This window comes from Gilliamella sp. Choc6-1, from assembly GCF_001690385.1.
GTDB lineage: Bacteria > Pseudomonadota > Gammaproteobacteria > Enterobacterales > Orbaceae > Gilliamella > Gilliamella apicola_A.
In genome coordinates this window covers 1-24,893 of record NZ_LZHI01000023.1, presented here as the reverse complement: position 1 = coordinate 24,893, position 24,893 = coordinate 1, and the positions used below count along the sequence as shown (strand labels likewise).

23 protein-coding genes, 3 tRNA genes and 1 pseudogene are annotated in these 24,893 nt (G+C 34.3%); 14 read left to right on the top strand and 13 right to left on the bottom strand.

All coding sequences use genetic code 11. The features are described 5' to 3' along the window. Positions 1-180 precede the first annotated feature (180 nt). Entirely contained in the window at positions 181-1,458 is a 1,278-nt protein-coding gene (locus A9G36_RS02690; protein WP_065568818.1) for an NAD(P)/FAD-dependent oxidoreductase, read from the top strand. A gap of 691 nt (positions 1,459-2,149) precedes the next feature. Here A9G36_RS02690 and rnhB read toward each other — a convergent pair. The 4 genes from rnhB to fabZ are packed head-to-tail and all read right to left on the bottom strand — an operon-like array spanning position 2,150 to position 5,185. Further along, positions 2,150-2,743: a ribonuclease HII gene (gene rnhB, locus A9G36_RS02685; RefSeq protein ID WP_034947274.1), complete on the bottom strand. Its 594-nt coding sequence runs from the start codon at positions 2,741-2,743 to the stop codon at positions 2,150-2,152. 30 nt (positions 2,744-2,773) lie between these two features. Continuing rightward, a complete protein-coding gene (gene lpxB / locus A9G36_RS02680) occupies positions 2,774-3,916 on the bottom strand; it encodes a lipid-A-disaccharide synthase (RefSeq protein ID WP_065585371.1) in 1,143 nt (380 codons plus the stop codon). Further along, positions 3,916-4,695: an acyl-ACP--UDP-N-acetylglucosamine O-acyltransferase gene (gene lpxA / locus A9G36_RS02675; RefSeq protein WP_034947280.1), complete on the bottom strand. Its 780-nt coding sequence runs from the start codon at positions 4,693-4,695 to the stop codon at positions 3,916-3,918. Before lpxA ends, lpxB begins: the two co-directional genes overlap by 1 nt. A 43-nt stretch (positions 4,696-4,738) precedes the next feature. Next, complete coding sequence (fabZ, locus tag A9G36_RS02670) at positions 4,739-5,185, bottom strand: 3-hydroxyacyl-ACP dehydratase FabZ (protein WP_034947282.1); 447 nt, start codon at positions 5,183-5,185, stop codon at positions 4,739-4,741. A gap of 222 nt (positions 5,186-5,407) precedes the next feature. On the opposite strand from fabZ, the gene fkpA reads away from it, so the two are divergent. Genes fkpA through tusC form a run of 3 tightly spaced genes read left to right on the top strand, consistent with a single transcriptional unit; the run spans position 5,408 to position 6,960 of the window. Next, the gene (fkpA, locus tag A9G36_RS02665; RefSeq protein WP_065568816.1) at positions 5,408-6,220 is read left to right on the top strand and encodes an FKBP-type peptidyl-prolyl cis-trans isomerase; all 813 of its coding nucleotides are present in this window, start codon (positions 5,408-5,410) and stop codon (positions 6,218-6,220) included. After that, entirely contained in the window at positions 6,220-6,591 is a 372-nt protein-coding gene (gene tusD / locus A9G36_RS02660; protein ID WP_141670321.1) for a sulfurtransferase complex subunit TusD, read from the top strand. Before fkpA ends, tusD begins: the two co-directional genes overlap by 1 nt. Positions 6,592-6,606: 15 nt before the next feature. After that, entirely contained in the window at positions 6,607-6,960 is a 354-nt protein-coding gene (tusC, locus tag A9G36_RS02655) for a sulfurtransferase complex subunit TusC (RefSeq protein WP_034947288.1), read from the top strand. Positions 6,961-7,192: 232 nt separating this feature from the next. Here the strand turns inward: tusC and nagE are convergent, their stop codons facing one another. Next, positions 7,193-8,686 carry an N-acetylglucosamine-specific PTS transporter subunit IIBC gene (gene nagE, locus A9G36_RS02650; protein WP_065568815.1) on the bottom strand — a complete coding sequence of 498 codons (1,494 nt, stop codon included), beginning with the start codon at positions 8,684-8,686 and terminating at the stop codon, positions 7,193-7,195. A gap of 248 nt (positions 8,687-8,934) precedes the next feature. Between nagE and nagB the strand changes: the two genes are divergently transcribed. Genes nagB through A9G36_RS02635 form a run of 3 tightly spaced genes read left to right on the top strand, consistent with a single transcriptional unit; the run spans position 8,935 to position 12,162 of the window. Then, entirely contained in the window at positions 8,935-9,741 is an 807-nt protein-coding gene (nagB, locus tag A9G36_RS02645) for a glucosamine-6-phosphate deaminase (RefSeq protein WP_065568814.1), read from the top strand. A gap of 11 nt (positions 9,742-9,752) precedes the next feature. Next, complete coding sequence (gene nagA / locus A9G36_RS02640) at positions 9,753-10,895, top strand: N-acetylglucosamine-6-phosphate deacetylase (protein ID WP_065568813.1); 1,143 nt, start codon at positions 9,753-9,755, stop codon at positions 10,893-10,895. A 37-nt stretch (positions 10,896-10,932) separates the two neighbouring features. Further along, positions 10,933-12,162 carry an ROK family protein gene (locus tag A9G36_RS02635; RefSeq protein ID WP_065568812.1) on the top strand — a complete coding sequence of 410 codons (1,230 nt, stop codon included), beginning with the start codon at positions 10,933-10,935 and terminating at the stop codon, positions 12,160-12,162. Between the two features lie 50 nt (positions 12,163-12,212). Here the strand turns inward: A9G36_RS02635 and asd are convergent, their stop codons facing one another. The 3 genes from asd to A9G36_RS02620 form a co-directional block, all read right to left on the bottom strand. Beyond that, complete coding sequence (asd, locus tag A9G36_RS02630; RefSeq protein WP_065568811.1) at positions 12,213-13,316, bottom strand: aspartate-semialdehyde dehydrogenase; 1,104 nt, start codon at positions 13,314-13,316, stop codon at positions 12,213-12,215. Positions 13,317-13,678: 362 nt separating this feature from the next. Further along, a tRNA-Pro gene (locus tag A9G36_RS02625) sits at positions 13,679-13,755 on the bottom strand. A gap of 32 nt (positions 13,756-13,787) precedes the next feature. Further along, a tRNA-His gene (locus A9G36_RS02620) sits at positions 13,788-13,863 on the bottom strand. A gap of 802 nt (positions 13,864-14,665) precedes the next feature. Here A9G36_RS02620 and A9G36_RS02615 point away from each other — a divergent pair. Together A9G36_RS02615 and A9G36_RS02610 are read left to right on the top strand one after the other, a co-directional pair. Further along, positions 14,666-15,346, top strand: a complete 681-nt coding sequence (locus tag A9G36_RS02615) for a response regulator transcription factor (protein WP_034947655.1) — start codon at positions 14,666-14,668, stop codon at positions 15,344-15,346. 18 nt (positions 15,347-15,364) lie between these two features. Further along, positions 15,365-16,666: an ATP-binding protein gene (locus A9G36_RS02610; protein WP_034947306.1), complete on the top strand. Its 1,302-nt coding sequence runs from the start codon at positions 15,365-15,367 to the stop codon at positions 16,664-16,666. 26 nt (positions 16,667-16,692) lie between these two features. Here A9G36_RS02610 and A9G36_RS02605 read toward each other — a convergent pair whose 3' ends face one another. Then, entirely contained in the window at positions 16,693-17,424 is a 732-nt protein-coding gene (locus A9G36_RS02605; protein WP_162174527.1) for a M15 family metallopeptidase, read from the bottom strand. A gap of 178 nt (positions 17,425-17,602) precedes the next feature. On the opposite strand from A9G36_RS02605, the gene A9G36_RS02600 reads away from it, so the two are divergent. Genes A9G36_RS02600 through A9G36_RS02590 form a run of 3 tightly spaced genes read left to right on the top strand, consistent with a single transcriptional unit; the run spans position 17,603 to position 20,029 of the window. Then, on the top strand, positions 17,603-18,751 hold the full coding sequence (locus A9G36_RS02600) for a bifunctional tRNA (adenosine(37)-C2)-methyltransferase TrmG/ribosomal RNA large subunit methyltransferase RlmN (protein WP_141670322.1): 1,149 nt from the start codon (positions 17,603-17,605) through the stop codon (positions 18,749-18,751). A 35-nt stretch (positions 18,752-18,786) separates the two neighbouring features. Beyond that, positions 18,787-19,404, top strand: a complete 618-nt coding sequence (locus A9G36_RS02595) for a tetratricopeptide repeat protein (protein WP_051825355.1) — start codon at positions 18,787-18,789, stop codon at positions 19,402-19,404. Between the two features lie 49 nt (positions 19,405-19,453). Then, positions 19,454-20,029 (top strand): manganese efflux pump MntP, encoded by a 576-nt coding sequence (locus A9G36_RS02590; RefSeq protein ID WP_034947312.1) that lies wholly within the window; start codon positions 19,454-19,456, stop codon positions 20,027-20,029. Positions 20,030-20,681: 652 nt separating this feature from the next. Here A9G36_RS02590 and groL read toward each other — a convergent pair. The 3 genes from groL to A9G36_RS02575 all read right to left on the bottom strand — a co-directional run bounded on the left by groL (position 20,682) and on the right by A9G36_RS02575 (position 23,252). Beyond that, positions 20,682-22,328 carry a chaperonin GroEL gene (groL, locus tag A9G36_RS02585; protein WP_034947316.1) on the bottom strand — a complete coding sequence of 549 codons (1,647 nt, stop codon included), beginning with the start codon at positions 22,326-22,328 and terminating at the stop codon, positions 20,682-20,684. A 47-nt stretch (positions 22,329-22,375) separates the two neighbouring features. Continuing rightward, positions 22,376-22,669, bottom strand: a complete 294-nt coding sequence (locus A9G36_RS02580; RefSeq protein WP_034915350.1) for a co-chaperone GroES — start codon at positions 22,667-22,669, stop codon at positions 22,376-22,378. 145 nt (positions 22,670-22,814) lie between these two features. Continuing rightward, positions 22,815-23,252: an FxsA family protein gene (locus A9G36_RS02575; protein WP_034947319.1), complete on the bottom strand. Its 438-nt coding sequence runs from the start codon at positions 23,250-23,252 to the stop codon at positions 22,815-22,817. A 157-nt stretch (positions 23,253-23,409) separates the two neighbouring features. Here A9G36_RS02575 and A9G36_RS02570 point away from each other — a divergent pair. Beyond that, a tRNA-Phe gene (locus tag A9G36_RS02570) sits at positions 23,410-23,485 on the top strand. Positions 23,486-23,689: 204 nt separating this feature from the next. Here A9G36_RS02570 and A9G36_RS02565 read toward each other — a convergent pair. Continuing rightward, positions 23,690-24,427: a hypothetical protein gene (locus tag A9G36_RS02565; RefSeq protein ID WP_065585370.1), complete on the bottom strand. Its 738-nt coding sequence runs from the start codon at positions 24,425-24,427 to the stop codon at positions 23,690-23,692. 182 nt (positions 24,428-24,609) lie between these two features. On the opposite strand from A9G36_RS02565, the pseudogene A9G36_RS02560 reads away from it, so the two are divergent. Next, positions 24,610-24,864 (top strand): annotated as a pseudogene (locus tag A9G36_RS02560) (transposase); the annotation flags it as partial. Positions 24,865-24,893: the final 29 nt, after the last annotated feature.

Here is a 24,893-nt window from a genome sequence, read left to right as displayed (position 1 = left end):
TTATCCTATATTTAATCGATTGGAAGCAAACTTTGTTATTAAAATAAACTATTTTAATAATTGTAAATATGGATTTTAATAGTTTTTATTTATAAATGATATTAGTCAAAAGGCTATAGATAAAAACCTACTTATTTAGTATGATATTTATAATTGTGATTATAAGGTAGAAAGAAAAGTATGAAAAAAATAATTATTGTTGGCGGTGGTGCTGGTGGTTTTGAGTTAGCCACTGATCTTGGCAATAAATTGGGTAAAAATCAAGAAGTCCAAATTACGTTAATCGATAAAAATAGTTATCACATTTGGAAACCCCTTTTACATGAAGTTGCAACAGGCGTACTAGATGAACAAGTGGATAATATCTATTATGCAGCACAAGCCCTACAACATCATTTTCAATTCACACAAGGTGCCTTTACTAATATTGACCACGATAATAAGCAAGTTGTTATCGTTGATTCTAATAATGAAACTATTTCTATTGCCTATGATATTTTAGTCATAGCAATAGGTAGTACTTCTAATGATTTTGGTACTCCAGGCGTTAAAGAACATTGTATCTTTTTGGACGATCAAAATGCAGCACTCCAGCTACGTGAGTTATTGTTATCAAAATTTGCTGATTTTTGCTCTAATACCAATAAGTTTGAAGACAAAATTCGTGTTGCCATTGTAGGCGGTGGTGCAACCGGTGTTGAATTAGCATCTGAGTTACCACATATGGTTGATGAATTTGGCACATGTCGACAAAATGGTATGTGCTCAGATCAATTAGATATATCAGTTATTGAAGCAACAGATCGTATTTTACCTGCTCTTCCTGAAAAAACTGCATTAAGTATTACCAAAACTTTAGAAAATCAAGGTATTCATGTGTTAACTAAAACGATGATTACTAAAGCAGAAAGAGATGGATTTTATCCCAAAGAAGGCGATACCATAAAAGCGGATATTATGATCTGGACAGCAGGTGTAAAAGCGCCTGATTATTTAAAACAAATTGCAAGTTTAGAATCAAGCCGTTCTAATCAATTAGTAGTAAAACCAACATTACAAACAACACGTGATGATAACATTTTTGTTATTGGTGATTGTGCTTATGCTATGCAAGATTCAGGTCGTGCATCACCACCAACAGCACAAGCAGCTCATCAAATGGCTAAAATTTGTTGTAGCAATATTATCCGTATGATAAACAATCAACCAATGAAATCCTTTAAATATACCGATAATGGGACCATTATTTCATTGCATAATACAGCACAAGGTGTCATTAAATTAGCTGGTAAAAGTGAAATGGGTGTTAAAGGTTGGTTTGCAATGATAATTCATCGTTTATTATATCGCATGCATCAAGCAAACTTAATTGGTATTTTTAGAACAATTCGTTTTTCTTGTGCTAGTAAAGTAATGTACAAAACCAAATCTTCTTCTATTTTTACCAAAAGAAATTAGCCCTCACTTTCTATTATTAATAGCTACTTTGAATATATATTTTTTGAAGTAGCTTTTTATATTTTCTGTAATATTGACTGTTTTTATCGGTAAGTTCAATGCATCCGATTTTAATGTTTATGTTGTTGTTAATAAATTTGATAACAAGTGTTGGTGATCAACCACAAAATAATGGGGGATTTGATTCTTTAATCTTCACAGTCAGGAAAGAGTAAAAATGTTGAACAAGAAAAAGACTCTCCTTATAGTTGTATAGGAATTATTTTTAATATAAATTAAAATGTTAGTTTCTCTAAATGGGAAGTAAAGGGATTTACAAGCCGCTAAAAAGCCGATTTCTCATGGAAAAATAAAAATTACATTATAAAATATTTAAAAACTCACAATTTATTTAATAATAAGATCACTAAATTCAATAAAGTAGCAAGCACTTTTGAAGTGCAAGCCTTATGATATCTGGTTTAACTGGAAGAATAATTACATTTACTATTGTGAATTAGTATGGAAGGTTGATGATACGGATACTTAATCTAAAAATTGGTAAGTTGCAGACATTAAAGAATTTTACCTTTCACTTCCTGTAGTAAAGCAGAAAATAAAAGGACGCCATGGCAGTAAAATCCTCTTTTACCAAGAATCAGCTATTTCCCTTGTTTCAATGTTTAATTCGCCATGATTGATAACCATTAGTTTAACGTAATGATAATTTTTTTATTGGTGCAAAACTTTTTCGATATAAATGGTTTATGCCATGTGTTTCAATTGCCGCTAAATGCGCTTTTGTAGGATAGCCTTTATGCTGTGCAAGGCCATATTGTGGGTAAAGTTTACCTAACTCAACCATTTCACGATCACGTGTAACTTTAGCTAAAATAGACGCTGCACTAATTTCTGCTACTAATAAATCACCTTTAACAACGGCTTGGGTTTGTATACCAAAATCAGGACAACGGTTGCCGTCAACTAATACAAAGTTGGGCTTTACTTTCAATCCAATCACTGCTCGTTGCATAGCTAGCATGGTGGCATGTAAAATATTTAATTTATCTATTTCTTCAACGGAAGCCCTTGCAACACACCAAGCTAAGGCATTTTCTTTGATGATATCAAATAGTTGTTCACGTTTTTTTTCAGTCAATTTTTTAGAGTCCGTTAAACCAATTATTGGTTTATTGGGATCTAAAATCACTGCTGCGGTGACTACATCACCACAAAGTGGACCACGCCCAACTTCGTCAACCCCAGCAATTAGTGTAGCATCAGGGTAAGTAAATTCTAATAACAAAGTAAATCCTCTAACATTACTCTACAGGTATTATTCTTTTAAAATATCCAATACAGCTTGTGCTGCTTGTTCATCAGCGTTACAACGGATTTGTTTATGCAATGTGAGAAAGGTATCTTTCAATGCTAAATTATCTTTCTCTAAAAAAGGGATAATATGGGTAACGATATTTTCTGGTGTGCAGTCTTGTTGTAGCAATTCGGGCACAATCTGTTTACCTGCTAAAATATTAGGTAAAGACACGTAAGGCGTTTTAATTAATTTTTTAGCTAGCCAAAAAGTAAATACTTTCATTTTGTAGCCAACCACCATTGGGCACTTAGCTAACATGCATTCTAATGCTACAGTCCCTGATGCTAAGATTGCGGCATTACTAGCAATCATTGCTTCACGAGCTTGTCCGTCTAATAGTTGCATTTTAAGTTCTGGTGCAACTTGTGCTTTAATTTGTTCAAACTCTTTTCGCCTTTTAGCATTAACTAGAGGTACCACAATATGCAAATCCGAATAACGCTTATGCAATAATTGAGCTGCTTTTAAAAATGGTTCTGATAATAAAGTGACTTCAGCATGACGGCTACCTGGCAATAAAACTAAACAACGACAATTGATTGGAACGCCTAATTGTTGACGCATAGCGGTTTGATCTGGTTTTAATGGAATATCATCTGCCATTTTATGACCAATGAAACGACATGGCACATTAAACTTGTCATAAAATACCTTTTCAAATGGAAGAAAAGCTAAAATAAGGTTGGTATTACGTTTTATTTTAAAAATGCGCTTTTGCTTCCAAGCCCAAACCGATGGGCTAACATAATGAATCGTTTTTATGCCTGCTCGCTTTAATTTTCCTTCTAACGGAAGGTTAAAATCTGGGGCATCAATACCAATAAATATATCAGGTTTAAGTGCTATTAAACGCTCGGTAATATCTTTGCGAATTGCTAAGATCCGGCGTAATCGGCCTAGTACCTCAATAATCCCCATAACGGATAATTCATCCATTTCATACCAAGCTTGACAGCCTTCGGCTTGCATTTTAGGACCAGCAATACCCACAAAGTGAATATTTGGATAATGTTTTTTTAGTGCAAGAATCAATCCTGCACCAAGAATATCGCCAGAGGCTTCTCCTGCAATGATCGCAATTGTTAACGGTTTATTTGTCATTAACGGATAATGCCGCGTGTTGAACGTGCAAAAAAGTCAATAAATAGTTTAATTTCTGGGTATTGCTTAGCAATAGTTTCAATTTCAATTTTTGCATCGTCTAACATTAAACCATTCCTATAAAGAATTTTATAAGCACTGCGTATGGCTTGTAATGCTTCCTTGCCAAACCCTCTGCGTTTTAAACCTTCGTAATTTACGCCATGTGGCGTTGCATGATTGCCTTGTGCAATAACATAAGGGGGAACATCTTGTGCAACACCAGAACAGCCACCAACCATAACATGGGCTCCAATTACACAAAACTGATGTACCGCAGTCATACCACCAATAATGACATAATCATCTAGTTGAACATGCCCTCCAAGAGTAGCGTTATTAGCTAAAATGCAGCGATTACCAACATGGCAATCATGTGCAATATGCGAATTAATCATCAAGAGATTATCGCTACCAATACGGGTTAACTCCCCTCCTTGTACTGTTCCACGATGGATAGTCACGCTTTCGCGAATCATATTGCGATCACCGATTTCAGTACGTGTTGGTTCACCTCGATATTTCAGATCTTGGTTAACTTCTCCGATGGAAGTGAATTGATAAATTTGATTATCCTTGCCAATTTTGGTGTGTCCGTTGATAACAACGTGTGACTTTAAAAACGTCCCGTCACCAATTTCAACATTTTCACCAATAAAGCAGAAAGGACCAATTTTGACGTTATCGCCAATTTTCGCACCTTTCTCAATCACTGAACTTGGATGTATTTCCGTTGCCATAGTGTTTCCTTGAAACTGCTTTTAGGATATTTTTAAAACAATATTATTTGCGAGCACACATCATTTCAGCTTCGCAAACCAAATTACCATCAACGGTGGCAACACCATGGAATAATGCAATACCTCGGCGCTCTTTAATATATTCAACATCAAGTATAATCTGATCACCTGGCACAACAGGCCGTTTAAAACGTGCTTTATCAATTGAAGCAAAATAATAAAGTTGCCCTGGTGATAGTTCTTCGATGCTTTTAAATGCCAATATACCTGTCGCTTGTGCCATGGCTTCTAAAATTAATACACCAGGAAAAACTGGTTTATTCGGGAAATGTCCCTGAAAGAAAGGTTCATTAACGGTGACATTTTTTATTGCCTTTAATGTTTTACCTTTTTCATAACTAATCACGCGATCGACCATCAAAAAAGGATAACGATGCGGTAATAAACTAATGATTTCTTCAATATCAAGGGTATTAAGTTCGGTAGTCAAAATAGCTATCCTTATATATTACTGTAAACTTTATACATTATAACTGAGGATAGCTATTTCACTCAAGAATGATTTAAGCACTGCAATCTATTTTATTGAAAACGTTAATAATATGTTAAAATAAATTTATTGCATAAATGATTGGTAAACGCTATATAATAGTATATAAAATATTATATAATAAAAAATTATTAGCCAGATTTTCAACTAGGAGAATTAAAAATGAAATCATTGATAAAAATAACATTACTAAGTAGTGCAATCATGTTAGCTTTAGCTGGATGTAATGAAAAAAATAAATTTGAAAATAAACATTTACCAGTAACTAGTCAAAGCACTACAAGTAATACTGCATTTTCAACTGATGCTCAAAAAGAAGCTTATGCATTAGGTTCTTCATTTGCTACCTATTTGAAAGGAAATCTAGAAAACGAACAAATTAACATTGATACTGATTATGTAGTTAATGGGTTTAACGAGACATTTCGCGGTGAATCTCGATTAACGAAAGATGAAATCCAATCAATTCTGGCGCAATTTGGTCAACGTCTTCAACAAGAAGCAACTGCACGTTTTGAAAAACAAAAAGCAGAAAATACAGCTAATGGTGAAAAATTTCGTACAAACTTTGCCAAACAACAGGGGGTAAAAAAAACCAAGTCTGGCCTACTTTATCAGATTGTTAAAGATGGTTCTGGCCCTCACCCAACTGCTGACGACACCGTTATTGTTCACTACACAGGTACACTAATTGATGGACGTAAATTCGATAGCTCTTATGACCGTGGTGAAACAGCAAAATTTCCACTTAATACTGTAATCAAAGGTTGGGTAGAAGGAATTCAACTCGTTGGTGTCGGTGGAAAAATTAAATTAGTTGTCCCACCAGAATTAGCTTATGGTGATCAAAATATCCCTGGTCTAGGCGATAAAACTGGTATTCAACCTGCTTCTACATTAGTTTTTGAAGTTGAACTCATTGGCATTGAGAATCAAAATACAAAATCATCTCAATCAACAAAATCAGCTAAATAATTTTGATTAGCTCACTTACCTATACGTTTGTTGTTACGGGTCCTGCCTATGGGACCCAATCCGCTTATTGTGCATATCAATTTGCACAAGCATTACTAACAAACACAATGCATAAAATTAAAAATATCTTCTTTTATGCAGATGGTATATATAATGGGAATCGGTTTACTGAGCCCGCTAATGATGAGTTTGATTTAGTTAAGGCATGGCAGGAACTAGCAAGCAAATATTCTATTACGTTAACAATTTGTGTCGCTGCAGCGCAACGGCGTGGCGTCATCGAAAGTAATCTTGCCGATCACTTTGAGTTAACAGGTCTTGGTGAATTAAGCGAATCCATTGCAACGACGGATAGAACGATTCAATTTTAAAATTAAGGCACTCAAATGAAAAAAGTGGCGATTATTATTAGCGCTCCCCCTCATGGAAATGCCAAAGGTCGAGAGGCACTCGATCTTGCTTTAGCTATGTCAGATATTAATCAGGTATCAGTATTTTTTATTGGCGATGGAGTGTTTCATCTGCTACCGGATCAAAAACCGCAGCAAATTTTAATGCGTGACTATATTGCCACATTTAACATGCTTGAACTTTATGATATTGATGATGTGTATGTATGTGAAGACTCACTTAAAATTAGAAATATTAACAAAATGACTCGAAATATTCCTAGCAAAATGATTACCCCCCAAGCAATAGCTCAATTATTAACCATTCAAGATGTAATTTTACGGCTTTAATTTAAAACTAAAGCTTATCTTTATGATATATAATATTTCTCTCTTAGTAAAAACTCCAGACAGAAATATAAAAGAGTGCTAATAATTTTAAGTAAGGTTCATATAATCCATTTAATTGAATTATATGGATAAATATATGGATGCAATAAATAATCCACCCTATTTTCAACAATATTGCTTTAACAGAGCGGATTATTATCGTGCTAAGTAATGGCTAATTTATTTCGATTAATTAGACTAACTTTTTCATTTCATCTGCAATTTTTTCTGCTTGTTGACCAACCACAATTTGTATACCTGTTTTACCTAATTTAATTACAGCCATTGCACCTAAAGCTTTAGCAGCTTGTTCATCAATAAGATCTGAGTCCTTCACACTTAAACGTAAGCGCGTAATACAAGAATCAATATTGGTTAGATTTTCTTTGCCACCCACAATATTTAAATATTGTTCAGCAAGCTTAGTTGTATCACCAACAATTTGTTTTTTCTGGGTTTGTTCAGTTGATGAAACCGTAGTATCTTCATCTTCGCGACCTGGTGTTTTAAGATTGAATTTTACAATCACAAAGCGAAACACTATATAGTAAACCACAAAAAATACTAGACCTTGAAGAATTAGCATATACCAATGCACAGCAAGTGGATTGCGGCTTGAAAGCAACATATCAACTAATCCGGCACTAAAACCAAATCCAGCAATCCATTGCATGGCAGCTGCGATGTAAAGTGAAATACCTGCTAAAATAGCATGTAAAAAATAAAGTGCAGGTGCAACAAACATAAAAGCAAACTCTAATGGTTCTGTTACACCAGTGAAAAATGCAGCAAATGAAGAGGCTAACATGATTGAAGCAGTTTTATCTTTATTACCTTTTTTAGCGGTATGGTACATTGCTAATGCAGCTCCAGGTAAACCAAACATCATAACAGGAAAAAATCCAGCTTGGTAACGACCAGTAATTCCCACTGTTGCTAATCCATCTTCAATTGATTTTTGCCCACCTAGGAAATTAGGAATATCATTAATACCTGCAACATCAAACCAAAATACTGAGTTTAAAGCATGGTGTAAACCGACAGGAATAAGTAAACGATTAAAGAATCCATAAATACCAGAACCTACTGAACCCAGCTCTTTAATATATTTACCAAAAGAAACTAATGCATCATAAATAGATGGCCAGATAAAATATAAAACAGCAGAAACCAATAGCATAACTATCGATACGATAATAGGTACTAGCCTTTTACCACTAAAAAATGCTAATGCTTTATGTAATTCAACAGAGCTAAATCGGTTATATAACTCAGCTGAAATAATACCAACCAGTATTCCTACAAACTGATTATCAATCTTTTGAAATGCAGGAGAAATATGTAATTGCCAATCACCAATACTGGTATCAATACCATTAAATAATGCAATAGAATTAGGTGAAAGCAGCGTGGTTACGACTAGAAAACCGACTAATCCTGCTAACGCAGCAGAACCATCTTTATCTTTAGACATCCCATAAGCAACCCCAACAGCAAAAAGTATTGGCATTTTTTCAATAATTGCACCACCAGACTTAATTAAAAAAGCAGCAACAATACTATTTTGCCCCCAACCATTAGGATCTATCCAATACCCAATACCAAGCAGTATTGCAGCAGCAGGTAAAACTGCGACAGGCACCATGAGAGAGCGCCCAATACGTTGCAAATAAGCTAAAATTCCCATAAATTTAACCTCATATATTTATTTGAATTATATCTAATATCGTTTTTTTATTAAACATTTTAGATATAAGTAAATGGACGATTATATTTCATCTTATATTATTTTACTTCGCAAATTAATTATTCATTTTATGTGATTTTAATCACGATTTTTTTTGATTATTTATTTTAATATAGTAATATTAAGCAAACATTTTTTACTTTAGAAAAAAAGAAGTTATTTAATTATATCAGATGAAGGAGTATTTCATGAGGTTAATTCCTTTACAAAATGCCAAAGAAGTGGGGGCTTGGGTTGCTGAGCGTATTGTTAATAAAATTAATCAATTTAATCCAACAGCAGATCGTCCATTTTTATTAGGTTTACCGACAGGAAGTTCACCTCTAGTTATGTATCAGCAATTAATTAAACATTATAGAGCTGGTAATGTTAGTTTTAAACATGTAGTGACTTTTAATATGGATGAATATGTTGGGATTCCAGAAGATCACCCTCAAAGTTATCACACATTTATGTACGAAAATTTCTTTAATCATATTGATATTGATAAAAACAACATCCATATATTAAATGGCAATGCTCCAAATATTGATGAAGAATGCCGTCAATATGAAGCTAAGATCAGAGCTTATGGCAAAATCAATATTTTCGTTGGGGGTGTTGGGCAAGATGGGCATATTGCTTTTAATGAACCAGGCTCATCTCTTTGTTCTCGTACTCGTATTAAAACGTTAACAGAAGATACTCGTATTGCAAATTCTCGTTTCTTTGATAATGATGTAAATCAAGTTCCAAAACATGCACTGACTATTGGTGTTGCAACTTTAATGGATGCACAGGAAGTCATTTTATTAGTTTGTGGTCATAACAAGAGCTTAGCTCTTCAAGCTGGTGTTGAAGGCTCTATTAATCACCTTTGGACAGTAACTGCGCTTCAAATGCATCCAACATCAATTATTGTTTGTGATGAACCAAGTACGGATGATCTTAAAGTAAAAACGTTAAAATATTTTAAACAAATGGAAGCTGATAATCTTAAAGTAACCATTTTATAAAGGATAAATCAATGTACGCATTAATAAATTGTCGTATTTATACTGGTTATGAGATTCTTGAAAATCACGCGGTTATTATTGACGGCGATAAGATTGCAAAAATCTGTAAACAAAACGAATTACCTTCAGATATCACTATTGAAAATTTACAAGGCGCAATGCTTTCTCCAGGTTTTATTGATATTCAAGTCAATGGTTGTGGAGGTGTACAATTCAATGAGACGCTCGATGCATTAAGTGTTGAAACATTAGAAGCAATGCAGGCAACAAACCTTATTTATGGCTGTACTAGCTATTTGCCTACATTAATTACCTCAACTGATGAATTTATGATAAAAGCTGTTAAGGTTATGCGTGAATATTTAGCCACACATCCAAATCAGGCCTTAGGTTTGCATCTGGAAGGACCTTATATTAGCCCTGAAAAGAAAGGCATTCATGACGAAAACATCATTCGTCAACCTTCTCAAAAAATGATTGATTTTCTTTGCGAAAACGCAGATGTAATAAAAATTATCACGTTAGCACCAGAACGAGTTGAAAGTCATATTATCAAACAACTAGTAAATGCAGGTATTCATGTATCGGTTGGTCATTCTAATGCACATTATGATGATTGTCGTCGTGGATTTAATGATGGTATCCGTTTGGGGACTCACCTATTTAATGCAATGCCTTATATTTCTGGGCGTGAACCAGGTGTAGTTGGAGCAATTTATGACGAGCCAGAAGTTTATGTGGGCGTTATTGCTGATGGTCAGCATGTTAGTTGGGCAAATATTCGTAATAGCCACAAAATTAAACAAGATCGTTTGATTTTAATTACCGATGCAATGCTACTTGCTGGATCCAATTTAGAGTCAGGAGTGTTTGCAGGTAAAACTATTTATTATAAAGATGGGCGATGCGTTGATAAAAATGGCACATTAGGTGGTTCGTCCTTAACCATGATTGAAGCTGTAAAAAATGTAGTTGAATATGTTGGGATCGCCTTAGATGAAGCATTAAGAATGGCAACTCTTTACCCAGCCAAAGCAATTGGTGTTGATAAAAAACTTGGAACCATAAGTGAAGGGAAAATTGCCAACCTTGTTGTATTTCGTCACGATTTTACAATCGTTGAAACGGTTGTTAATGGAAAAATGAGTCATTAGAATGTAAGGATAATTAATGAAAATTTTGAGATAAAGTATGTCATTTAATTATCTACACTTAGTCGGAAATGCTGAACTTATCAAACAGCTAAATTATGCTATGATTTATCGTTTGATTGTTCAGCAAGCTCCGATTTCTCGTATCCAGCTTGCTGAAATAAGCCAATTAGCACCAGCCAGTATCACAAAAATCACCCGACAGCTGATTAAAAATGAACTAATTAAAGAAGTCAATACTCAACAATCGACCGGTGGTCGACCTGCGGTATCAATACAAGCTAAATTCAGTCATTATCAAGCGATTGGCATTCAATTAAGTCGTTCTCATGTAACCATTGAACTTTATGATCTTGGAGCTAACAGCTTAGCATTAGAAATCCATCCGCTTACTACCTTTGAACAGAAGCTTGCACAGGAATATTTAATTGGATTAATTGAACAATTTATTCAAAAAAAGGGGAAACAAATTAAGCATCTTGTTGCTATCTCGGTTGTGCTTCCTGGTTTGATTGATTCAGTGCGTGGTATCATTCGTTATATGCCCCATATTCAAGTTAACGCATGGTATTTAGCTGAAATATTACAAAAGCAGTTTAATGTTTCTATATTTCTTGGTAATGATATTCAAAGTTTAGCATTAGCTGAAAGTTATTTCGGCTCGACACAAGGTGTTGATGACTCGATTTTAATAAGAGTTCATCGTGGTGTAGGCTCAGGCGTTATTGTTAATCAACAACTGCTAACTAATCATAATCAAAGCGCTTGTGAAGTCGGACACATTCAAGTCGATCCATTAGGTGAACGTTGCCATTGTGGTAACTTTGGTTGTTTAGAAAACCGCGTAGTCAATAAAGCCATTGAACACCGAGGTAGGCTAATGATTAAGCAAGGCTATGTATCCAAATTAACAGTTGAGCACTGTGACATTAATCATATCTGCCGACATGCAAATCAAGGAGATGCATTAGCTATAAAACTGATCAAAGATGCGGGTGAAAACCTTGGTAGAGCGATTGCAATTATGGTTAACATCTTCAATCCTCAACGAATCGTGCTAGCAGGAGAACTCACTAAATCGCCAGAAATACTATTAAATGCGGTAACTAGTTCATTAAACACTCAAAGCTTGGAAGAACTACGCAAAAACCTTACCATTACTTGCTCATCACTTAACGATAGATCAGCGATTGGTGCATTTGCACTAGTGCAGCAAGCTTTATTTAATGGATCATTATTAATGGCATTATTGGACGATAAAGAACAGTAGTTTATTAGAATAAAAATACAGCCCGATAAATCGAGCTTTTTTATTCTAATTTACGCTAAAATATGCAACATTCTACGTAATGGTTCTGCCGCCCCCCATAATAATTGATCACCAACAGTAAAAGCAGAAAGGTAATCTTTGCCCATATTCAATTTACGTAAGCGCCCAACAGGTGTTGTTAAAGTACCTGTTACTGCTGCAGGGGTAAGTTCACGCATCGAAAGATTACGATCATTCGGCACAACTTTTACCCAATCATTATGAGCAGCAAGCAGCTTTTCAATTTCAGAGACGCTAATATCTTTTTTCAATTTAATAGTAAAAGCTTGGCTATGACAACGTAGTGCTCCAATACGAACACAAAGTCCATCAACCGGAATAATTTGACTGGTACCTAAAATTTTATTGGTTTCTGCCTGCCCTTTCCATTCTTCTTTGCTTTGACCATTATCAAGCGCCTTATCAATCCAAGGAATTAAACTTCCTGCTAATGGCACACCGAAATTATCAGTTGGTAAACTACCATCACGCATTTTTTGGGTCACTTTTCTCTCAATATCTAAAATAGAAGAATGAGGATCTTGTAGTTCTTTGGCAACCTCTGCGTTTAATACTCCCATTTGGGTAAGTAACTCTCGCATATGACGAGCACCACCGCCCGAGGCGGCTTGATAAGTTGAAACAGAGATCCACTCAATTAAGTTTTCAGAAAATAAACCACCGAGTGACATTAACATTAAACTCACCGTACAGTTGCCACCCACGAAAGTTTTGATGCCTTTATTTATCGCTTCATGAATATTAGCTTTATTGACTGGGTCAAGAACGATAATGGCATCATTTTCCATTCGTAGTGTTGATGCTGCATCTATCCAATACCCTTGCCATCCCGTCGCACGTAATTTTTTATAGACTACGGAGGTATAATCCCCACCTTGGCAAGTAACTATAATATCTAATGCTTTTAAGGCATCAATATTATTAGCATTTTGTAATATTCCTACTTTACCACTAAATGTAGGAGCGGCCTGACCCGCTTGAGAAGTAGAAAAAAAGATAGGGTTAATATGATCAAAATCATGTTCTTCAATCATACGTTGCATAAGAACCGAGCCTACCATTCCACGCCAACCAACAAAACCAACATTTTTCATAATGTATTTCCAAAAGTAGAGGTTATATGAAGAGATATTTTCTATTAAAGCAAAATATCACCATAAAACAAGTTAGATAAGAATTATTTTTGTTGATAAGAAAATGATAACGTGGCGTTATATAATTTTAGATTTTCATCTTTAATGCATTATTTAATGCATTAAAATTGCGATTATAGTTAGCAATCCATGAATTATGGAATAAGCAAAATTAAGGAAATATGATCCTATCATGACAATCAAATTTTTTTTGGGGGGAGGGTAAATGAACCAGAAAGATCGACTCGATTTATTATCAGCTCTAATAGTTTACAAACCAGGCAATAAAGATTCCTGCTCTAAAATAGGTTTTTATTTAAAATTGGTCGGCGAGAGAGGATTCGAACCTCCGACCCACTGGTCCCAAACCAGTTGCGCTACCAAGCTGCGCTACTCGCCGTTAGATACCATTTACGCTATGCATAAATAAAATGGGGTGGCTAATGGGACTCGAACCCACGACAACTGGAATCACAATCCAGGGCTCTACCAACTGAGCTATAGCCACCGTAGAAGTAGGACGAAATATTACGCATAAAAAATAATATTGTCCAGAAGATTTTTTAAAAAACTTACTAATTGATTATATAAAAACCGGTTAAACATTTAGCTAGCCATCATGTTTTTTATAAATCAAGGTTTATGTGACATTATATTAATAGGTTATTTATCGATTACTTTCGTCCTGCTATTCACAATCCCTCTTTAAATGATTAATTGAAGCTTCCACTTTATTATGAATAATGCTTTGATTATTCGATTTTTACTTATAATACTCGGCAATGTTGCACCCATTCTATTTTTTATAACATTATACGCCTTGTAAGCATCAATTTTTTGATATCATTTATCAAGATAGTACTATAGCGGTAGCTAATGATAAAGAGATTAGTTTTGTACAATCAAAAATGGGAAAGCTTCACCTTTCACTAATTTAATTAGCTACTATCATACTATTTGTTATTCTATTTTTTAGTAGTAATGTTAAAAGATGAAAAAATTAACAATTTATTTAATTATATTTTATTATAAATTAAGTAAGTTTTAAATGATGTGATTTTACAATGGCTATATAATGATTTTATCGTTTATAGCTAATAGGCTTATTTATAAAAACGTTATTTAATTGAATTTTATATTAAATTTAGATTAAACCTGCGGTTTGCAGCAAACTCCTTTACATTATTAAATAGTAAATAAAATAACCAGTAACAGCTCAAAATATGTAATATTTTAGTAAAGTTACCTGACTTTTTTTTTATTATTGTAATAATATAAATACTTAAAATTAAATAATAATGGCGATTATGATAAATATTTTATTAATTGATGATGATATTGAACTATCACAGATGCTTAGTGAATATTTGACCAACGAAGGTTTTAATATCAAAAGTGTTTATTTGGGTAAAGACGGTATTGATGCAGCGTTATCGGGTAAATATCGTGCAGCAATTTTAGATGTAATGTTACCTGATATTAATGGTATTGATGTTCTTAAGAGTATCCGTCAGAACTGTAATATGCCAGTTATTATGTTAACGGCTAAAGGTGATAATATTGATCGCGTTTTAGGATTAGAATTAGGAGCTGATGATTATATTCCGAAGCCATGTTATCCTCGTGAATTATTAGCCAGATTACGTGCGGTTCTACGTCGCTTTGATGAGCGCTCAGTGGAAACAGTTGATGATAAAAAATATCATTTTAATGGTTTAACACTAGATCTTCCTCAACGGTTATGTACTTGGAATGGGCAAGTTATTGATTTAACTTCTACCGAGTTTAATTTGCTAGTATTACTTGTAAAACACAGCGAGCGAGTAGTTACTAAAGAAGAACTGTCTGAAATCGGATTAGGTAGAGCTAGGGAACTCTATGATCGTAGTGTTGATGTGCATATCAGTAATATTCGCCAAAAATTACACCAAGTTGCACAAAATATCGTGACCATAGAAACTATTAGAGCAGTTGGTTATCGTATCCGTTAATGCAATAGTAGAGTTGATATGAATCGTCGATTATTTTGGAAAATACTCGTTATCTTTTGGACTATTTTCTATCTTACTTTCCAATTGACTTGGATTGCGTTTTCTTATTATATCGAAAATAAAAATCAACGATTTCTCAATCATATGCCAACAAAAGTTGATATGATTGCTCAGTTATTACATGTAGCTGGGGAAGATGAAACACTTAATTTTGTAGCACATTTGCCTGAACGCGAACGAATGTTACTTTCAATAAAGTTGATCTCTCCTCAGAATGACCAAGTTAATATCATCACAGATGAATTAGAACCACCAACGTATATTTACCAACGTACGGCAATTGCCCCCGATGGTACAATTTACGCTGTTTCGTTTAAAGAAGATAAAGATAAAGACGATCATGTTAAAAAAGCGCTATTTAATATGCCGATGCCAATTGTGTTAATGGGGGTCTGTGTAGGGCTTGTTTTCAGTCTCTTTTTAGCATGGAACTTGACCAGACCTATGCGACTATTAAGGCAAGGTTTTTTCCGAGTATCTCAAGGCGATCTTACTGTCAGATTATTTAATAAATTGAAACCTCGTCGCGATGAGCTTAGTGAGCTAGGCAAGGATTTTGACATGATGGTTGAACAACTTAACATCTTAATATCAGATCGCCAGGCACTCCTTCATGATGTATCTCATGAACTTAGAACACCACTAGCTCGGTTACAATTAGCGATTGGTCTTGCGCAGCAAAATAAGCAAAATATTGATACAGCTTTAGAAAGAATAGAGTTAGAGTCACAACGATTAGATCAATTAATTGGCGAAATTTTAAATTATTCTCGCGCTGAAATGAATAATCGAACTGACGAGTATTTTGATTTAAAAGACCTAATCCGTGTTGTAATTAATGATGCCAATTATGAAGCTAATCATCAATCAATTCATGTTCACTCTGTATTGTCACCAGTCGCCCATTCTATTGTTAAGGGGAATTCAGAGCAAATTCGTCGAGCAATTGAAAACATTATCCGGAATGCTATCCGCTTTTCTAGACCTGGGCAAACTGTAGAAGTATCGTTAAAAGAAGTAGGCAAGTATTTACAAATTGAAGTTAAAGATCGCGGTCCAGGTGTTGAACAGAGTAAGCTATCAAGCATTTTCGAACCTTTTGTGAGAATTCAATCACCACAATTAGGAAAAGGTTATGGTTTGGGGCTTGCGATTGCTAGAAAGACGGTTATCATGCATAACGGTACCATTCAAGCCACTAATCGTGATGACGGCGGGCTAATCGTAACAATATGCTTACCTTATTGGCGTAAGCTTTAGCTTTATAAAAAACAGTTAATAAAATATTAGTAGCAGTCATTATTGACAGTTAATACGTACTCTTTAACTAGTTTTTCTAGCTCAATTTTATCATGACCTATAAAATCTAAAACTTGTGTAATTGTGTTTGGATAGTGTTCTAATATTGCCTTATATTCTGCAATATACTGGCTAGCAATAGGTTTATATGACCAATGCCATTCTTCTGGCTGATACCCACCTTTTCGTCCTTCATTGAAGGCTTGGCAAAAACCATACTTGGGCATGTTTTCTTGAAGCCATTTATATAGAATAATGCCTTTTGGATCATATTGAAAATATTCCGATGAAACACTGGTAATATCAATATCAGTTCCCCAATGATGACGAGAAGTTCCCGGCATTGATGAGTATTGTAAAATTTCTTTAGCAATTTTTTGTGGGTCACTTAACTTTGGTAATAATGCATTCCATTTACGCTGCCAAATCGAATTTTGATACATGTAATTACGTGTTGCACTAACTACAATAAAAGGAATGTTTGGATAGGATTTTCGAAAGTCATGATAGGCTTTAATTAACTGCTGTGTAGCTTCTTTTTGGAGATACATCCCCTTTTTATTTACCTCTAACACTGTTGAATCCAGTGAGATAAAATTATCATCCTTTTTTTCGTCAAATTGCCCAAGCAATTTAGTTAATGGAATTGTTTGTGCCATAGCTGTAGTTGAGCATAAAAGTAAGGTTAGCATTTGGGTTAATTTGAATTTTTTTTTCAATTTTGCTGATCGTTTTTTCATTCTAAATATTAGTTATATTCTATTAGCCAGATTTTGTGAAAAACAGTATAATCCTTTCCCTAAAAATTGAAATAGCCATAATGTGTAAAAACGAGGCCACATGTTAATATCATCTACATCAAATATATCTACTAATTGCTCAAACTTAACAAACACAATGAATCCTAATACAACCAATCTCAATATAAATAAACTAACAAACGAAAAAATAAATTTATTGAATTATACTCGCCAGCAATTACGTGAATTTTTTATTTCATTAGGCGAAAAACCATTTAGAGCAGATCAAGTAATGAAATGGATCTACCATTTTGGTATTGATAACTTCGATCAAATGACAGATATTAATAAAAAGTTACGTGAACAATTAAAAACACTAGCTGAGATCAAAGCCCCTAAAATTGCTATAGAGCAGCGCTCATCTGATGGCACTATCAAATGGGCGCTTGATGTAGGTAATAACCAGATGATTGAGTCTGTTTATATCCCCGAGCGCGATCGCGCTACACTATGTGTTTCCTCGCAAGTAGGGTGTGCACTTGAATGCAAATTTTGTTCAACTGCTCAGCAAGGTTTTAATCGTAACTTAACCGTTTCTGAAATTATTGGGCAAGTATGGCGTGCCTCAAACGCGATCGGAGTTACAGGTAAATTGGTTGATAGACCTATCACTAACGTAGTAATGATGGGCATGGGCGAGCCATTACTTAATTTATCAAATGTCGTCCCAGCAATGGAAATCATGTTAGATGATTTTGGTTATGGTCTTTCCAAAAGGCGCGTTACGCTCTCGACCTCAGGCGTAGTGCCAGCATTAGATAAACTCGCCGGTATGATTGACGTGGCACTAGCCATTTCGCTTCATGCTCCTAATGATGTTATTCGTAGCGAAATCATGCCGATTAATCAAAAATATAATATGTCCATGCTACGCGATTCGATTCTGCGATACCTTTCAACATCCAATGCTAACCATGGTAAAGTCACTATCGAATATGTACTTCTTAATCAAATAAATGACAGTGTTGAGCATGCTCATGAGCTTGCAGTATTCTTAAAAAATGTACCAAGTAAAATTAATTTAATTCCTTGGAACCCATTCCCTGGTGCACCTTATTCAAGATGTTCAAATACACGAATTGATCGCTTTATGAAAACATTAATGGGGTGTGGATTTACTGTGATAGTCCGTAAAACACGTGGTGATGATATCGATGCTGCATGTGGTCAATTGGCGGGAGAAGTAGTTGATCGCACTAAAAGAACACTATACAAAAGGCAAAGCCTTGCTCAGCAAACAGAATAAACAAATACACATAAAAACTTAGAAAGGGAAAATTAATGAAAAAGTTTGTAATATTATTAGCTTATTTTGCTATATTAACTTTATTTGGATGTCAAATGAAAAATAATGAAGAATTTGACCCAGAAGTAGCAGCATTAGCAAGAATGAGATTAGGACTAGGTTATTTGGCTAAAGCGGATGAATCAGAAGAAAATATTAAAGCCGCACATTATAATTTTAAATTAGCAGCACAATATTCCCCTAATAATCCTCAGGTAATGTTAGCCATGGCAATGTTTGATCAGCACGTTGGCGAATTCCAAGAAGCTGAACAGATTTATAAACGCATTACCTTAATGGAACCAGGCAATGCTTTATATCACGTTCATTATGGTTCTTTCTTATGTGGTAGGGATCGTTATCAAGAAGCAAAACAGCAATTTGAACAAAGCATTGCGCTTGATCACCATCACTGGAAAGCCGACACTTATGAACAATATGGCTATTGTGCAATACAAAATGATGATCAAGAAACAGCTAATTTAATGTTCAGGCAACTTTTTCAATATGATGCTAGTCGTCGAGACAACGTCATAAAAACAGCTAAGCTTTATCAAAGTAAAGGTGATAAGAAGATAGCTAATTATTTATTTTCAATAACAAAAAGTAAATAATTATTAAAGAGTAATAAATTTTTTATAATTATAAGCAAGAGTATATGTCATGAGTTTTTTGGCTATTTTGTTATTAGCACTGGCAATGTCCACCGATGCCTTTGCTGTGGCTTTGTGCCGAGGGGTTTCACTTAAATCAATGCCATTTATAAGTGCGCTAAAAATCGGACTTTTATTTGGTTTTGTTGAAGCTATTACTCCTTTACTTGGCTGGTTAGTTGGCTACATTGCCCTTCAATATATTGAACAATGGGATCATTGGGTTGTATTTGCTGTCATGCTATTTTTAGGAATTAATATGATATATAACAGCCAGAAACAGTCGGATGGAAATTGCCAAGAAGATGAATTAACATCATCAAAAAAATCTTTTCTAACGCTAATTTTTACAGCAATTTCAACCAGTATAGATGCATTTGCCGTTGGTGTTGGCTTAGCATTAGCAAGTGTTAATATCTTTTTTTCTGCATCAATGATTGGACTAGCTACCTGTACAATGGTTACTATTGGGTTATTATTGGGTAATAAAATTGGCTGTTTAATTGGTAAACGGGCTGAGCTTTTTGGTGGATTAGTGCTTATCTCTATTGGGTTAATCACACTTTATCAACATATGACAATTTAGTATTTTAAATAAAAAAATATTTTTATATAGCTAAGTTTCGAATGTTTTATAAATCGGTATATTCTATCTAAAGCAAATTACGACTTAAACCCGCTATTCTCCTCAAAAATGATTGAAGAAAACTATCTTAGCTTCCTTTAATTGTTACAAAACTATAGGCTTCTATACTATGAAGTATTTATATCCTGCTAAGTGGATCTCATTTTTCAGTTGCAACTTCGGTAATTCTTTTTTGTCACTCTACTTTTTCTCTTCTTTAACATTGGATAATGCACTTCATATTTTACCTTTTTCTCCTAGGTATAAAAAGTATCGGTAATTTCAATAAGCGATTTAATTTTTTCAAACCTGTTAAAGTCATTACCAAAGTCTCTATAAGCTTTTTGTAGACAATAAACACCAGTATCAATCATTTAAACACGTGATTTTGCATCTTTTCCAAAATAAACTATAGCAATTCTTTGAAATGATTAACTGACTAAATTTAATTCCGTAATTTTTTACTTAGGGCTTAATTTTTACAATAAAAATCATTTTTAATATAAGAAAATATCAGTATATAAGATAATATTTAGATCATAAAAAACATCCACGCTATGCGTGGATGGTATATTTGGTATGTATATAAAGTAGAGTGGTTTTTTGCGAAAAATTACATCATTCCGCCCATACCACCCATGCCACCCATACCACCAGCAGCACCTAAGTCAGCCTTATCATCTTTAGGTAAATCAGTTACCATACATTCAGTTGTAATCATAAGACCAGCAACAGATGCAGCATATTGTAATGCACTACGTGTTACTTTAGTTGGATCTAAAATACCCATAGCAATCATATCGCCATATTCTTCAGTTGCGGCATTGTAACCATAGTTACCTTTACCACCTTTAACGGCATTAACAACAACAGATGCTTCTTCACCACAGTTAGTAACGATTTGACGTAATGGAGCTTCCATCGCACGAAGTGCAACTTTGATACCAACATTTTGATCTTCGTTTGCACCCTTAAGTTCTGAAATAGTAGTTGCTGCACGAACAAGAGCAACACCGCCACCAGCTACAACGCCTTCTTCAACTGCCGCACGAGTTGCATGTAATGCATCTTCAACACGAGCTTTCTTCTCTTTCATTTCAACTTCGGTAGCGGCACCAACTTTAATTACTGCAACACCACCAGCAAGTTTTGCAACGCGTTCTTGAAGTTTTTCTTTATCGTAGTCTGAAGTTGATTCTTCAATTTGTTTACGAATTTGTTCAACACGCGCAGAAATTAAAGATTCTTCACCAACACCATCAATAATAGTTGTATTGTCTTTGTTGATTACAACACGTTTTGCTTGACCTAAATCTTCAAGAGTAGTTTTTTCGAGTTCTAAACCGATTTCTTCAGAAATGACAGTACCTGCAGTTAAGATTGCAATATCTTGTAACATTGCTTTACGACGATCACCAAAACCAGGAGCTTTAACAGCTGCAACTTTAACAATACCGCGCATAGTATTTACGACTAATGTTGCAAGTGCTTCGCCTTCAACGTCTTCTGCGATAATCAATAAAGACTTACCTGCTTTAGCTACAGCTTCAAGCACTGGTAATAATTCGCGAATGTTAGAAACTTTTTTATCAGCTAATAAAATATATGGGCTATCTAATTCAACAGTTGCAGTTTCAGGTTTATTAATAAAGTATGGCGATAAGTAACCGCGATCAAACTGCATACCTTCAACAACATCAAGCTCATCTTGTAAACCAGTACCATCTTCAACGGTAATAACACCTTCTTTACCTACTTTTTCCATTGCCTGAGCAATTAAAGTACCAACAGTTTCATCAGAGTTAGCTGAAATTGTACCTACTTGAGCAATGGCTTTAGAATCCGCACATGGCGCAGATAATTTTTTAAGCTCTTCAACAGCTGCAACAACAGCTTTATCAATACCACGTTTTAAATCCATTGGATTCATGCCAGCGGCGACAGCTTTTAAACCTTCATTAACAATTGCTTGAGCAAGCACGGTTGCAGTAGTTGTACCATCACCTGCTGCATCATTCGCTTTAGAAGCCACTTCTTTAACCATTTGTGCTCCCATATTTTCGAATTTATCTTCTAATTCGATTTCACGAGCAACAGAAACACCGTCTTTAGTAATTGTTGGTGCACCAAATGATTTATCTAATACAACATTACGTCCTTTTGGACCTAAAGTCACTTTAACTGCATCAGCTAATACATTAACGCCTTTAAGCATTTTAATGCGAGCGTCATTACCAAATTTTACATCTTTAGCTGCCATTTTCGTATTTCTCCTAAATTCTGTATATAAATTAAATTAGTTGTCAGTTATGCCTGTACAATAGCTAAAATATCGCTTTCAGACAAAATAAGTACTTCTTCGTTATCGATTTTTTCTGTTTTAACGCCGTACCCTTCATTGAAAATTACGATATCCCCCACTTTTACATCTAACGGCTGTACTTGACCATTTTCTAAAATGCGACCATTACCAACAGCTAAAACTTCACCACGAGTTGATTTACCTGCTGCTGAACCAGTTAAAACAATACCGCCAGCTGATTTTGATTCTACTTCTTTGCGTTTAATGATCACACGATCATGCAATGGACGAATTTTCATTAGTTATCTCCTAGCACTAATTTTTAATTAAGATAATTTTTAACAAAAATCATAAAATTATAGTTTTATGATATAGTGAATTGTAGATGGGGATCATTTTATATTCTTCAAGAGAGGAATTATAAAAAATTTGCCAATCGATTATTTATTCATCATCCTTTCGAACAAAATTGCCCTCGATAATATCATCAGGTCGGTTTATCGTTGTTGAAGAGGTAACTTTTGACTTCATAGGCATTTTTCTAACAATAAATTTCACTAAATATTCTTGAACATGGGGGATTAACAAAATCGCGCCTAAAATATCAGTCAAAAAACCAGGAATCAGCAAAAAGAAACCAGCAAAAAATAAAGCAATGCTTTTAATCACTTCATTTTTTAAACTTTGTTGGCTAACAATTTTTTGCTGCATAATACTAAAATTTTTTAAACCTTGTGTTTTAACTAATGAAAAACCAATAATCGAAGTGGCAAGAATGCAGATCAATGCAAGAAAAACACCAATTGAATTAGCAATGATTACAAAAAACTTAATTTCACAATAAACATAAATAAAAAAAACAGTAAAACCAATAAATCGCATATAACAATTCCCATAATATATTGTGATATTGTTAGATTATAGCTAACAATATAAAGGCTATAAGTTATTTTTCAACCAAACAACCTATTTTTTAAAAAAATCTCACAAAAAGAATTGACGAATAACCTAAGATAGTGTTTAATGTGCATCCATTGTTGCCCGGATAGCTCAGTCGGTAGAGCAGGGGATTGAAAATCCCCGTGTCCGTGGTTCGATTCCGCGTCCGGGCACCAATCACCAAATTCTAAGACCTGCTTCTAGCAGGTTTTTTATGCCTAAAGCCTTTTCAAATAAGCCTTTCACCTTGTTTCACTACTCAACCGAATTCAACTGAAATTACCTCAAATCAAGCGGAAAATCGGATACAAACCCGGATACATTTGGTTCGATAATGGCGTGTATCCATAAAATGGCTTTAAAGCCTTTGTTTGTAATGCTTAAGAGAAATTGCTTTTATCTAATTTATGCTGAACTGATTTATAATGCTCACTAATTAATACTTCCAATAAACGTTGTTGACTATATTGGTAATGGTCTAATAATTGGTCTAATTGTTCTTTTATTTTTATATCAAGTTGAACGTTGATTGATTTAACACCTTCCTTCTCTCTAAATTTTTTTTGACTTAAGGCTTTTTTATAATCAATACAAAATACTTTGTGTGTATCTTCGTTACATGCATAGAAATAATCATGGATAATAAAAATAGCATGATATTTTTCCGCAATACTTGTTGGCACTATGTAATTCATATATAGATCATATTGCCAAGGCGATTTATTTTTCAGTTTTGTTAAAATATAGTTCCATGTCCAATTAATTTGTTGTTCATCATCAATTGAAAACTTAAAAGGAACTTTGATTTTTTCAATAATTGACCATGCTGATTTTATATTATTAATCGCTATAAAACGTATGTCATCATTGTTTAATGATGCAATATATTCTTTAACGATTTTCGCTCGCATGTCAGAACTAGATGGGATAAGTTTTAATGGTGTATTGATTAAATCTGTGGCGAGTGGAGGCATTGCCGGAGGGCAAGGGTTTATTCTTATAATATCATCATCTATTTTTACTTGATTTAGCATAATAGATAGCCATGAATAATAGCATAATCTATCATTTTCTAACCAACTAAAGTCATCAATATCTTGCTTACATGAAGCAATCATTTCATTAATAAAATTGTTTAATCCTTTTTCATCATAACGCAAAGATAAAATATATTGATTTAAAAAATCGCAGTATTCTGATGGTGTTCTAATTTTATATCCAGGACGTATTGTAACTATCCCCTAAAATAGTACAGCAAAAAAGTAGAAAATTCTCTATGATAAAAGTAAAAGAGGATTTAATGATGAAAAAAATGACTGAACATCAAATCGTCGCTATTTTAAAAGAAGCTGAAGCGGGTATTCCGGTTAAAGAACTGTGCCGTAAATATGGCGTGGGTAATTCAACTTTCTATAAATGGCGAGAAAAATACGGCGGAATGGAAACTTCGGATATCAAACGCTTAAAGGAGCTGGAGGCTGAAAATCGCAAGCTTAAGCAGATGTTTGCCGAACTGAGCTTAAAATCCCAGCTTCAGGAAGAAATCATAAAAAAGCTTTAGTGCCCACAAAGGCACGTAAAACG